This is a genomic window from Rhizobium sp. FG113 (assembly GCF_057809895.1).
In genome coordinates this window covers 101824-114117 of sequence record NZ_JBMDKV010000007.1, presented here as the reverse complement: position 1 = coordinate 114117, position 12294 = coordinate 101824, and the positions used below count along the sequence as shown (strand labels likewise).

Genomic DNA, 12294 nt, shown 5'->3' with positions numbered 1-12294 from the left:
AATATGTTGCAACGGCAACATTACACCCGCGACGCAAGGATCGATACGATGACGGTGCAAGTGAAAGACATGGTGTTTGACAAGGTGGCCATTGGCCCCGTGTCGACGCGTATCTATCAGGGCGCCGAATACGGTAAGGGTTCGCCGATCGTGTTGTACTTCCACGGCGGTGCGTTCCAGTCCTCGGGACTGCAGGACAATGCGGTTGCCGAAGCCATCGCACGTGCCGGCGCCATCGTGGTCGTGGCGGATTACAACGCTCCGATGGGCGGGGTCTTCCCGAAGCCTCTCGAAGTCGGCTATTCGCTGTTTTCCTACATGGCCAACAAGCGCGCCTCGGGTCTCGGTGATCGCAACTCCGCGCTGCTCGTTGCCGGCGAGGAAGCGGGTGGCAACATCGCCGCCAGCGTGGCATTCAAGGCTCGTGATCACTACGCAGATGCCCTCGATGGCCAAGTTCTGATCTCCCCGCTGGTCGATCCGTTCATGGGATCGTCCTCGATGCGCGAAGCCGACAGCATCGGCATGCGCGAGCGTTGGGCCGCGGGTTGGAGCCATTATCTCAGCGGCGGCGGGTGCCATCCCTATGCGGCGCCGTGCCTCTGTTCACGCATCTCGGGCGTTGCGCCCGCACTGATCTTCACCGCGAAGGACGATCCCCTTCGTGATGAGACGCTTGGGTTCGCCGATCGCCTGAAACAGGCCGGCGTACCAGTTCGTCAGCATGTCTCTCCCGCCGGGGCAGGCTGGCCTTCGATTTACGGCGGGACGTCCGACAAGCCTCCGGGTTGGCGCGAAAGCATCACCCAAGAATTCGGAAGCTTCGTTCGCGACATGCGAAGGCAACCCGTACCTTTGAAGACCTGATCAATACACGGCCGTGGGGGCCGTAAGGAGAATACAAATGACGTCCAGTAAGAAGCGCTGGGCCCTTGTGGGCGCCGGTCTGAGCCTTGTTGCGTCCGTTTCAGCCGCAGCACTGTTTTTCGAACTGCCGATGAGCGGTACCGCGACTGCCGCAACCGCCGAGGCACAGGCCGCTCCGCCGGCCGTGCCCGTTACCGTCGCTGTCGTCGCCAGCCGCGACGTTACCGAATGGGAGCAGTTTTCCGGCCGGCTCGAAGCTGTCGATCGCGTGCAGATCCGCTCGCGTGTCGCCGGCGCAGTCCAGTCGGTGCATTTCCGCGAAGGCGCGCTGGTGAAGGCAGGCGACCTGCTCTTCACCATCGATCCGGCACCCTACCAGGCGGCCGTATCGCAGGCCGAGGGGCAGATGGCTTCGGCCGAAGCCAAGGTCAATCTCGCGCAGATCGAGCTTGATCGCGGCCGCAGGCTTTCCGACAACCGGACGATTTCGCAGAGCGATCTCGACCAGCGTCAGAACGCGTTTACCGAAGCGCAGGCCGGTCTTCGCACCGCGCAGGCAGCTCTTCGTTCAGCGCAGCTCGAGCTCGGCTATACCGAGGTGAAGGCACCCGTTGCCGGCCGCGTCGGCAAGCTCGAAGTGACTGTCGGCAATCTGGTTGCTGCTGGATCGACCTCGTCGGAGCTGGCCTCGCTCGTCTCCGTCGATCCGATCTACGCCAGCTTCAGCGCCAGCGAAGGCATGGTCGCCAAGGCGCTCGCCCAGCTTCCCGCCGCCGATGGTGCGGTTCCGGCACTTGAACAGATCCCCGTCGAAGTCGGCACGCTTGCCGATCAGGGCACGCCGATCAAGGGCAAGCTGCAGCTGATCGACAACCAGGTGGATGCCTCCAGCGGCACCATCGGCGTTCGCGCCGTGTTCGACAATCCGGGTGGCAAGCTGATCCCCGGCCAGTTCGTGCGGGTTCGCATGGGTCAGCCGAAGGCCGAGAACAAGATCCTTATCAGCGAACGTGCGATCGGCACCGACCAGGACAAGAAGTTCGTCTTCGTGGTCGATGGCGAGAACAAGGTGAGCTACCGGCCGGTCCAGCTCGGCATCGCCGAGGGTGGTGACCGCGTGATCGAAAACGGCCTTGCCGTCGGCGAGAAGATCGTCGTCAACGGTCTGCAGCGCATTCGTCCGGGCGCGGTGGTCGCACCGCAGATGGAAGAGAAAGTCGCGGCCAAGTAAGACGCAGACCCCTCCCAAGCCTCTCCCCACAAGGGGGAGGGGCTAGGTGGCCGCTCAGGCCACAGAGGGCTTTTACAGCATCCAGTTCTACCCCTACCGGCGGTATCCCAACCGCCGGAGAGGGTCGTTGCATCTCAAATTTCATCCCGGAGAGGGCTTTGAAATGAATATCTCCAGATTCTTTGTCGACCGCCCGGTGTTTGCCGGGGTGCTATCGGTCCTCATCGTGGTCGCCGGCCTGATCGGCATGCGATCGCTGCCGATTTCAGAATATCCTGAGGTCGTTCCGCCATCGATCGTCGTGCGCGCCACCTATCCCGGCGCCAACCCGAAGGTCATCGCCGAAACCGTCGCAACGCCGCTTGAAGAGCAGATCAACGGCGTCGAGGGCATGCTCTACATGTCCAGCCAGGCGACATCCGACGGCGTGATGACGCTGACGGTGACCTTCAAGCTCGGCACCAATCCCGACCAGGCACAGCAGCTGGTGCAGAACCGCGTCTCACAGGCGGAGCCCCGTCTGCCGACGGAAGTGCGCGCGCTCGGCATCACGACGGTCAAGAGTTCGCCCGACCTGATGATGGTCGTGAACCTGACATCGCCGGATAATCGCTACGACATCACCTATCTGCGCAACTATGGCGTCCTGAACGTCAAGGACCGGCTTGCCCGCATCGAGGGCGTCGGCCAGGTGCAGATCTTCGGGTCGGGCGACTACTCGATGCGCGTCTGGATCGATCCGCAGAAGGCGGCCGAGCATAATCTGGCGGCGAGCGACATCACCAATGCCATCCGCGCCCAGAACGTGCAGGCGGCTGCCGGCACGATCGGTGCGTCGCCGAGCCTCACCGGTGTCGATATCCAGCTGAACGTGAACGCCCAGGGTCGTCTGCAGACGCCAGAGGAGTTCGGCAACATCATCGTCAAGAGCGGCGCCAATGGCGAGATCACGCGTCTGCGCGATGTCGCGCGCGTCGAACTCGGCGCCTCGGATTACTCGCTGCGCTCGCTGCTCGACAGTAAGTCGGCGGTCGCTATCCCCGTCTTCCAGGCGCCTGGCTCCAACGCCATCACCATCTCGGACCAGGTCATCAAGACCATGGACGAGCTGCAGTTGGCGATGCCTGAAGGCGTGAAATACGAGATCGTCTACGATACCACGCAGTTCGTCCGCGCTTCGATCGAGAAGGTCGTCGATACGCTGCTGGAAGCCATCGCGCTCGTCGTCATTGTCGTCATCCTGTTCCTGCAGACATGGCGCGCCTCGATCATTCCGCTGATCGCGGTTCCGGTCTCGATCATCGGTACCTTCGCGGTCATGTATGTCTTCGGCTTCTCGATCAACGCTCTCAGCCTGTTCGGGTTGGTGCTTGCGATCGGTATCGTCGTGGACGACGCGATCGTCGTCGTCGAAAACGTCGAACGCAACATCGAGAATGGCCTTTCGCCGCGCGATGCGACGTACAAGGCCATGAAGGAAGTGTCCGGCCCGATCATCGCGATCGCGCTGGTGCTGGTGGCGGTGTTCGTGCCGCTGGCCTTCATCACCGGCCTGTCCGGCCAGTTCTATCGCCAGTTCGCGCTGACGATCGCCATCTCGACCGTGATTTCCGCCATCAACTCGCTGACGCTTTCCCCGGCTCTGGCGGCACTTCTTCTGAAGGGTCACCATGCGCCGAAGGATTGGTTGACGCGCGGCATGGACTTCGCTTTCGGCTGGTTCTTCCGCGGCTTCAACCGCGCTTTCAGCGCCAGCTCCAATGCCTATGGTAAGGGCGTCGGCGGTCTGGTGTCGCGCAAGAGCATCGTCATGGTGATCTATCTGGCGCTTGCCGGTGCGACCTATGGCCTGTTCAACGCCGTTCCCGGCGGCTTCGTGCCGGCGCAGGACAAGCAGTACCTGATCGGCTTCGCGCAGCTGCCCGACGCCGCCAGCCTCGACCGCACCGAAGACGTGATCAAGCGGATGAGCGACATTGCCCTTGCAACGCCCGGCGTCGAACACGCCATCGCGTTCCCCGGCCTGTCGATCAACGGCTTCACCAACGGCTCGAATGCCGGTGTGGTCTTCGTAAAGCTGAAGTCCTTCGAGGAGCGCAAGACGCCCGATCTGTCAGGCGGAGCGATCGCCATGACGCTCAACCAGAAATTCGGCGCGATCCAGGATGCGTTCATCGCCATGTTCCCGCCGCCGCCGGTCCAGGGTCTGGGCACGACGGGTGGTTTCAAGCTGCAGCTCGAAGACCGGGCGGGCCTGGGCTACAACGCGCTGGACGAAGCGACCAAGGCCTTCCTCGCCAAGGCGTACCAGACGCCTGAACTGGCCGGCCTGTTCTCGAGCTACCAGATCAACGTGCCGCAGCTCTATGCTGACCTCGATCGCGCCAAGGCCGAACAGCTCGGCGTGTCGGTGACCGACGTCTTCGAAACGCTGCAGATCTATCTCGGCTCGCTCTACGTCAACGACTTCAACGCATTCGGCCGCACCTATAGCGTCCGCGTGCAGGCAGACGCGCAGTTCCGCGCTCATGCCGATGATATCGGCCAGCTGAAGGTGCGTTCGGCCTCGGGGCAGATGATCCCGCTGTCGGCACTGCTGAAGGTCGATGCCACGACGGGACCGGAACGCACGACCCGCTACAACGGCTTCCTCGCCGCCGATATCAATGGCGGCCCGGCACCGGGCTTCTCGTCCGGCCAGGCACAGGCAGCCATCGAGCGGATCGCCGACGAAACGCTGCCGAAGGGCATCGGCTTCGAGTGGACGGATCTGACCTACCAGCAGATCCTGGCCGGCAGCTCGGGCGTGCTCGTCTTCCCGCTGGCGCTGCTGCTCGTCTATCTCGTGCTGGCTGCCCAGTATGAAAGCCTGACGCTGCCGCTCGCGATCATCATGATCGTGCCGATGGGCGTGCTGGCGGCCTTGACCGGCGTCTGGCTCACCGGTGGAGACAACAACATCTTCACCCAGATCGGCCTGATCGTGCTTGTCGGTCTGTCGGCGAAGAACGCGATCCTGATCGTGGAATTCGCCCGCGAGCTGGAATTCGAAGGCCGTACGCCTGTTCAGGCGGCGGTCGAGGCCAGCCGCTTGCGTCTGCGCCCGATCCTGATGACGTCGATGGCGTTCATCATGGGTGTCGTGCCGCTCGTCGTCTCGACCGGCGCTGGTGCGGAGATGCGTGCCGCCATGGGTGTGGCGGTGTTCTCCGGCATGATCGGCGTCACCTTCTTCGGCATCTTCATGACGCCGGTGTTCTACGTCCTCATCCGCAAGCTGGCGGGCAACCGTCCGCTGGTGCAGCACAAGGACGACGACCACAACGGCCACGGTGGAGCCGAGGTCATCCGGATGGCGGCCGAATAGGCTTTCGAGACAAGTAAATAGAGCAAAGGGCGGGATGCGAGTTCCGCCCTTTCTCGTTTTGAAGGAGCGGTCAGTCGATGATGAACATCTTGGCGCCGGATGTCGTGCTGGACCGGTGGGCGGCGTCGCCGTGGTCGGAGACCGTGTATCCCATGCCAGGCTTCATCACGAAGCTGCGGCCGTCCTTGAGCTCGCTCGTCACCTCTCCCTCCAGCACGTAGACGATATGGCCACGGTCGCACCAGTGGTCCGCCAGATAGCCCGGCGAAAGCTCGACGATCCGCATGCGGACATCGCCATTGTTCAGCGTTCTCCATATCGCCGTTCCGGTTTCGCCCTTGTGTTCGGTGGCCGGCAGCGCATGCCAGTCGAGCGAGGTGTAGGGGAGCGGGGGAAGTTTCATCGTGGGTATCCTTACGCGTTTCGTCGGCTCGGGTTCACGGATCCGGCGCGATATGTCCAGCATTTTGTTTGCAATGCAGCATGGCTTTTTGAGCTTGCATCGGCGCGGGCGGCCCTATCAATTGTGAGGGGTACGGGTGGTTGCTGCTTCGCCGCCTGTCACGGGAGGAGGTTCCATGCATATCGCTATCATCGGCGCTGCCGGCATGATCGGGCGCAAGCTCACCGAACGGCTGGTTTCCCACGGGCAACTGTCCGGGCAGGCGATCGGGCGCCTGACGCTGGTCGATGTCGTGGCGCCGGCAGCACCTGTCGGCTTTGCCGGGCGGGTGGATGCGAGTGCGGCCGATATCTCGCAGCCGGGGCAGGCGGCGCTGATCGTCGGGTCGCGGCCGGATATCATCTTTCATCTGGCGGCCATCGTTTCGGCGGAGGCCGAGCTCGATTTCGAGAAAGGCTACGGCATCAATCTGGAGGGGACGCGGGCGCTGTTCGAGGCGATCCGCCTGGCGCATCTGCAGGATGGCTATCGTCCCTGCGTGGTCTTCACCTCCTCCATCGCCGTCTTCGGCGCGCCGATGCCCGATGTCATTCCCGACGATTTCAATCTGACGCCGCTGACGAGCTACGGCACGCAGAAGGCGATGAGCGAGCTTTTGCTCGCCGATTATACAAGGCGCGGCTTCATCGACGGTATCGGCATTCGCCTGCCGACGATCTGTGTCCGGCCGGGCAAGCCTAACAAGGCCGCTTCCGGCTTCTTCTCCGGTATCATCCGCGAGCCTTTGGCAGGCCAGCCGGCCATTCTTCCGGTGCCGGATACGGTGCGCCACTGGCATGCCTCGCCGCGCTCGGCGGTCGGCTTTCTGATCCACGCCGCCAGCATCGATCTCGAACCGCTCGGCGCGCAGCGAAGCCTGACCATGCCCGGCGTCAGCGCCTCGGTCGGCGAGCAGATCGAGGCCTTGCGCGCGATCGCGGGCGACAAGGCGGTGGCGCTGATCCGGCGGGAGCCGGACGAACTGGTGATGAGGATCGTCGGCGGCTGGGCGCGGGCCTTCGCGCCGGAGCGGGCGACGCGCCTCGGCTTCGTCGCCGAGACGAGCTTCGAAGAGATCATTCGCGTTCATATAGAAGATGAAATGGAAGGCGGAATTCAATGAGCAGTCAACAACGGACGATCGCGTTTCTGGGCACGGGGCTGATGGGCGCGCCGATGGTTCGGCGTCTGCTCGACGCCGGGTTTGCCGTCACCGCCTGGAACCGCGACATCGCCAAGGCCGAAGCGCTTAGGGTCGATGGTGCCGCAGTTGCGACGACAGCGGCTTTGGCCGTTGAGGGCGCGTCGGTCGTCTTCACCATGCTCAGCGATGGCAATGCAGTTGGCGATGTGCTGTTCTCACAGGGTGTGGCGCAGGCGCTCTCACCCGGCGCGGTCGTCATCGATTGCAGCTCGATCACGCCGGAGGCTGCGCGCGAACATGCCGCTAAGCTTGCCGAGCGCGGCATCCGCCATCTCGATGCGCCTGTTTCCGGTGGCGTCGTCGGCGCTTCGGCCGGTACGCTGGCGATCATGGCGGGTGGTAGCGCGGACGTCGTCGATGCGTTGAGCGACGTGTTTTCCGCGCTCGGTCGGGTGACGCATGTGGGGCCAAGCGGCACGGGCCAACTCGCCAAGCTCGGCAACCAGCAGATCGTGGCGATCACCATCGGTGCGGTTGCGGAGGCGATGATGCTGGTCGAGGCTGGCGGCGGCTCGCCGGAAGCGTTTCGCCGCGCGATCCGGGGTGGCTTCGCCGAGAGCCGAATTCTTGAGATCCACGGTCAACGTATGGTGGAGCGCAATTTCGGCGGCGCCGGCCCTTCGAGGCTGCAGCTGAAAGATCTCAACAATATCGTCGCCGAGGCGAAGAGCCTGGCGCTGACCTTGCCGCTGACCGAGGCTGTGCGCGCCGAGTTCGCCGCGTTCGTCGAAGATGGCAAAGGCGATACGGATCACAGCGGATTGCTGTTGCAGCTGGAGCGGAAGTCGGGCCGAGAAGGCGGAAAATCCTGACAGTCGGTACGATCCCTGACGAACAATAAATAGTGCTGGCGCGCTGGCATGCAATCATTGATAGATTTTTAGGGTGTTCTAATTAATGTCACGCTTGGCAATCACTGGTAGGTGATTGTGGTTGCCGCCGGGCAGTGGGGATGGATTTCGCTTTGACGTGGCGTGAGGCATGAATGGCTTTGGCATCTAAGAACTCCATACGCTCGGAGCGGGAGTTTCAAGATCTTCTACGGCGTTTGGAGCTTGCGCTCGATGCGTCGCAGATCGGTGTCTGGGAGCATGACCTGCGATCGAACGAGATCTCCTGGGACGTGCAGATGCATCGCCTCTACCGCACTGGCCAGCGGAGCGGGCCCGTGCCGACCTCGATCTGGTCGAACGCGATCCATCCCGATGATCGCGCGCGTGCCACCCAGGAATTCAACGACGCTATTGCCAAGCGCGGCCAGTACAATTCGGAGTTCCGGATCATCTGGCCGAATGGCGAGATCCGCTACATCCGCTCGCGCGCACATTTCTATGTGAGCGAGGAGGGGGCGCCGTCGTTCATTGGCGCGGAATGGGATGTGACCGCCGACGTGCTTCTCAACGCTGAAGCCGCGCGGCAGCGCGAGGTGGCAGAGGCCCGCGCGCTGGCGCTCGAGGAGAGCACGGCGCTGATCGAGCATGCGGCGGAACACGATTACCTGACCAGCCTGCCGAACCGACGCTTCTTCGACAAGCGGATCGCCGAACTCGCGGAAGACGAAACCATCTCGACGCTCGCGGTGCTGCATCTCGATCTCGACGAGTTCAAGCAGATCAATGACAGTTACGGCCACGCCGCCGGCGACGCCGTGTTGCGCGCAGCGGCCTTGCGGATCGCCGCGGTGCTCCCTGAGACTGGCATGGCGGCGCGCATCGGCGGCGACGAATTCGTCATCGTGCTCGTGAATTTCGAGAGCATTGACGAATTGCGCGAGATCGCGCGCCGTGTGCAGAAGCGGCTGCGCAAGAAGATTCGCTTCGGCCACGAGATGCTGCAATCGGGCAGTTCGATCGGCATTTCATGGTCGGCCGATCGCGGCGATACCAATCTTCTGGCCGAATCCGACATGGCGCTATACGCGGCCAAGAGCGGCGGGCGCGACCGCATCGAGTTCTTCACGCAGCGGCTGAAGGACGAGCTGATGGGCAAGCGGCGGATCGCCGAGGAGCTCAAGCTCGCGCTGACGGCGGGCGAAATCGTTCCTTACTACCAGCTGCAATTCGACGCCCGGACGCGGGAGATCGTCGGGCTCGAAGCGCTGGCGCGCTGGCGGCACAAGGAGCGCGGCATTCTGGCGCCGGCGGATTTCCTGAAGGTCGCCGACGAGCATGGGTTGACCGCCGAAATCGACGCTTCGATCCTTCGCCACGTCCTGAGGGATCGCCGTGAATGGGAGCAGCATGGCTTCGATGTGCCGAGGATTTCGGTGAACATCTCCGGCCAGCGGCTTTATGATCCGCTGCTGATCAGCGATCTGGAAGCGCTTGATATCCCTGATAATTCGATCGTTTTCGAGCTGATCGAGACGATCTTTCTCGACGACTGCGACGACGAGATGATGCAGAGCGTCGACCGGATCAAGCTGATGGGCATCGAGATCGAGATCGACGATTTCGGTTCCGGCCATGCCTCGCTGATCGGCCTCGTCAGGCTGCGCCCGACGCGCCTGAAAATCGACCGCCAGCTGGTGGACGCGATCGATACGTCCGACGAGCAGCGGCGGGTGGTGAAGTCGATCATCGAGATTGCCAAGGCCCTCGGCGTCAAGGTGATCGCCGAGGGCGTCGAGACCGAGCGGCATGCCGCGACACTGGCCAAGCTCGGCTGCGATGCGCTGCAGGGGTTTGCGCTGAGCAGGCCGGTGCCGGCTGCCGAGATCGACCGCAAGTTTTCCGCTCTGGTTACGAGCTGATAATCAGCTTGCCGTGCCGAGTTCACCGCGCGCTTCGAGATACCACTCCACGAAAGCCGCCACACCCTGTTCGAGGGACGTGCTCGGCGTATAGCCGGTCAGCGCCTGCAACAAGTCGGGGCTGGCATAGGTGCGCGGTACGTCGCCTTGCTGCATCGGCAGCATGACGCGCTTGGCCGGATGGCCGAGGGCCTTCTCAACCGTTTCGACGAAGTCGAGCAGGCTGATCGGCTGGCCGCCGCCGATGTTGACGACGCGGAACGGCGCCTGGCGTGACAGCGTCTCAACCTTCTCGGACGCGACGCGATTGGTCTCGGCGGGGACGACGGCCGAGAGACGCACAACGGCCTCCACGAGATCGTCGATATAGGTGAAATCCCGGCTCATCTTGCCTTCGCCGTAGATCTCGATCGGCTGGCCCTCCAGCATGTTCTTGACGAACTTGAAGAGCGCCATATCAGGCCGGCCCCAGGGGCCGTAGACCGTGAAGAAACGGAAGGCGGTGGTCGGGATCTTGTGGAGATGAGCGTAGCTGTGCGCCATCAGCTCCATCGACTTCTTGGTGGCGGCGTAGAAGGTCAGCGGTTCGTCGGCGCGATCGGTCTCGTGGAAGGGAACGGTCGGATTGGCGCCGTAGATCGAGGAGGTCGAGGCCAGCATCAGGTGGCTGACGCCGGTGTTCTTGGCGATCTCCAGGATGTTCCAGGAGCCGATCAGGTTGGAGTTCAGATAAGCTTGCGGGTTCTCGTTGCTGTAGCGCACGCCGGCCTGGGCGGCGAGGTGGATCATCACGTCGGGCTTGGCGGCCGTGACCGCCTGCTCAAGTGCTGCGCGATCCTCCAGCATCGCCGTCACCGGCTTGAAGGCCGGGAACTGGGCAAGCGCTGCGTTGCGCATGTGCTTGAGCTTGATGTTGTAATAATGCGTCATGCCATCGAAGCCGGTGACCTCGTGGCCGTCCTGCAGAAGTCGGCGCGCGAGATGGAAGCCGATGAAACCGGCCGTTCCGGTGATGAAATACCGCATGCTCATGCCCTGCTGTTGTTATGCCTTGCTCTTCTTGCCGACCGCGAAGTAGCTGAAGCCGTGTCTGGTGACTTCGGCGATCGGATAGATGTTGCGCAGATCGACCAGCACCGGCGTCTTGACAAGGGTCTTCAGCCGCTTGAAGTCGAGCGCGCGGAACTCCTCCCATTCGGTGACCAGCACCAGCGCATCGGCGCCTTCGGCGATCTCGTAAGGATCCTTGCCGTAGACGACCGGTCCGAGCAAGTCTTTCGCCGCATCCATCCCCTCGGGATCGTAGACGTGGACGGTGGCGCCGCCGTCGAGCAGCGCCTGGATGATGGTGATCGAGGGCGCGTCGCGCATGTCGTCGGTGTTCGGCTTGAAGGTCAGGCCAAGGATGGCGATCTTCTTGCCGCGCACGTTGCCGTCGCAGGCGGCGACCACCTTGCGGCCCATGGCGCGCTTGCGGTTGTCGTTGATGGCGACGGTGGTCTCGATCAGCCGCATCGGGCTGTCATGATCCTGCGCGGTCTTGACCAGTGCCAGCGTATCCTTGGGGAAGCACGAGCCGCCGTAGCCGGGGCCGGCATGCAGGAACTTGTCGCCGATGCGCTTGTCCATGCCGATGCCCTTGGCGACCTTCTGCACGTCGGCGCCGATCTGCTCGCAGAGGTCGGCGATCTCGTTGATGAAGGTGATCTTCATGGCCAGGAACGCGTTGGCGGCGTACTTGATCAGCTCGGAGGTGCGACGCTCGCAGAAATAGAGCGGGGCTTCGTTGAGGTAGAGCGGGCGGTAGACTTCGCGCATGACCTCGATGGCGCGCGGCTCCTCGGTGCCAAGCACGATGCGGTCGGGGCGCTTGAAGTCGGTGATGGCAGCACCTTCGCGCAGGAATTCCGGGTTCGACACGACCTCGATGTCCTTGTCGGGAAACTCTTCGCGGAAGATGCGCTCAAGCTCGTCGCCGGTGCCGACGGGAACCGTCGACTTGGTGACGACGACGGTGAAGCCTTCGACCGATGCGGCGATTTCACGCGCGGCGGCATAGACGTAACTGAGGTCCGCATGACCATCGCCGCGGCGCGAAGGCGTGCCGACCGCGATGAAGACGACGTCGGCGGCGGCCACGGGGGCGGCGAGATCCTTGGAGAAATCCAGGCGTCCGGCGGCTCTGTTCTGTGCGATGATGGTGTCGAGGCCGGGTTCGAAGATCGGTACCTGGCCTGCTTCCAGCGCGTCGATCTTGGCGGCCGACTTGTCGACACAGGTGATATGATGGCCGAAATCCGCGAGGCAGGCCCCCGAGACGAGGCCCACATAGCCCGAGCCGATCATCACAATACGCATGGAAGTTTCCCTCAAACACCGATCACAGCCTCGTCGGTCGACGGGGCCATGACGGTGTTACAGAGGTAATTTT

At 63.1% G+C, this 12294-nt stretch carries 9 protein-coding genes; 6 read left to right on the top strand and 3 right to left on the bottom strand.

Going from position 1 to position 12294, the window contains the following annotated elements:
* Positions 1–48 precede the first annotated feature (48 nt).
* The 3 genes from ACODTZ_RS18260 (at position 49) to ACODTZ_RS18250 (ending at position 5465) form a co-directional block, all read left to right on the top strand.
* Complete coding sequence (locus ACODTZ_RS18260) at positions 49–867, top strand: alpha/beta hydrolase fold domain-containing protein (protein WP_018897044.1); 819 nt, start codon at positions 49–51, stop codon at positions 865–867.
* A 37-nt stretch (positions 868–904) separates the two neighbouring features.
* On the top strand, positions 905–2098 hold the full coding sequence (locus ACODTZ_RS18255; protein ID WP_489027087.1) for an efflux RND transporter periplasmic adaptor subunit: 1194 nt from the start codon (positions 905–907) through the stop codon (positions 2096–2098).
* Positions 2099–2261: 163 nt separating this feature from the next.
* On the top strand, positions 2262–5465 hold the full coding sequence (locus ACODTZ_RS18250; RefSeq protein WP_113197508.1) for a multidrug efflux RND transporter permease subunit: 3204 nt from the start codon (positions 2262–2264) through the stop codon (positions 5463–5465).
* 70 nt (positions 5466–5535) lie between these two features.
* Here ACODTZ_RS18250 and ACODTZ_RS18245 read toward each other — a convergent pair whose 3' ends face one another.
* On the bottom strand, positions 5536–5868 hold the full coding sequence (locus ACODTZ_RS18245; protein ID WP_489027086.1) for a DHCW motif cupin fold protein: 333 nt from the start codon (positions 5866–5868) through the stop codon (positions 5536–5538).
* A gap of 175 nt (positions 5869–6043) precedes the next feature.
* On the opposite strand from ACODTZ_RS18245, the gene denD reads away from it, so the two are divergent.
* From denD to ACODTZ_RS18230, 3 genes are all read left to right on the top strand, one after another.
* Positions 6044–7030 carry a D-erythronate dehydrogenase gene (gene denD / locus ACODTZ_RS18240; protein WP_489027085.1) on the top strand — a complete coding sequence of 329 codons (987 nt, stop codon included), beginning with the start codon at positions 6044–6046 and terminating at the stop codon, positions 7028–7030.
* Positions 7027–7923, top strand: coding sequence for an NAD(P)-dependent oxidoreductase (locus tag ACODTZ_RS18235; RefSeq protein WP_489027084.1), 897 nt, complete (start codon positions 7027–7029; stop codon positions 7921–7923). Before denD ends, ACODTZ_RS18235 begins: the two co-directional genes overlap by 4 nt.
* A gap of 173 nt (positions 7924–8096) precedes the next feature.
* Positions 8097–9863 carry a putative bifunctional diguanylate cyclase/phosphodiesterase gene (locus ACODTZ_RS18230; RefSeq protein WP_489027083.1) on the top strand — a complete coding sequence of 589 codons (1767 nt, stop codon included), beginning with the start codon at positions 8097–8099 and terminating at the stop codon, positions 9861–9863.
* Positions 9864–9866: 3 nt separating this feature from the next.
* Here ACODTZ_RS18230 and ACODTZ_RS18225 read toward each other — a convergent pair whose 3' ends face one another.
* On the bottom strand, positions 9867–10889 hold the full coding sequence (locus tag ACODTZ_RS18225; RefSeq protein ID WP_489027082.1) for an NAD-dependent epimerase: 1023 nt from the start codon (positions 10887–10889) through the stop codon (positions 9867–9869).
* Between the two features lie 18 nt (positions 10890–10907).
* On the bottom strand, positions 10908–12221 hold the full coding sequence (locus tag ACODTZ_RS18220; protein WP_112980708.1) for a UDP-glucose dehydrogenase family protein: 1314 nt from the start codon (positions 12219–12221) through the stop codon (positions 10908–10910).
* Positions 12222–12294 lie beyond the last annotated feature (73 nt).

Bases quoted from the DNA above. Each gene is read 5' to 3' on its own strand.
- ACODTZ_RS18245 (WP_489027086.1), bottom strand. From the start codon at position 5,868: ATGAAACTTCCCCCGCTCCCCTACACCTCGCTCGACTGGCATGCGCTG.
- ACODTZ_RS18250 (WP_113197508.1), top strand. From the start codon at position 2,262: ATGAATATCTCCAGATTCTTTGTCGACCGCCCGGTGTTTGCCGGGGTG.
- ACODTZ_RS18230 (WP_489027083.1), top strand. From the start codon at position 8,097: ATGGCTTTGGCATCTAAGAACTCCATACGCTCGGAGCGGGAGTTTCAA.
- ACODTZ_RS18235 (WP_489027084.1), top strand. From the start codon at position 7,027: ATGAGCAGTCAACAACGGACGATCGCGTTTCTGGGCACGGGGCTGATG.
- ACODTZ_RS18225 (WP_489027082.1), bottom strand. From the start codon at position 10,889: ATGCGGTATTTCATCACCGGAACGGCCGGTTTCATCGGCTTCCATCTC.
- denD (WP_489027085.1), top strand. From the start codon at position 6,044: ATGCATATCGCTATCATCGGCGCTGCCGGCATGATCGGGCGCAAGCTC.
- ACODTZ_RS18220 (WP_112980708.1), bottom strand. From the start codon at position 12,221: ATGCGTATTGTGATGATCGGCTCGGGCTATGTGGGCCTCGTCTCGGGG.
- ACODTZ_RS18260 (WP_018897044.1), top strand. From the start codon at position 49: ATGACGGTGCAAGTGAAAGACATGGTGTTTGACAAGGTGGCCATTGGC.
- ACODTZ_RS18255 (WP_489027087.1), top strand. From the start codon at position 905: ATGACGTCCAGTAAGAAGCGCTGGGCCCTTGTGGGCGCCGGTCTGAGC.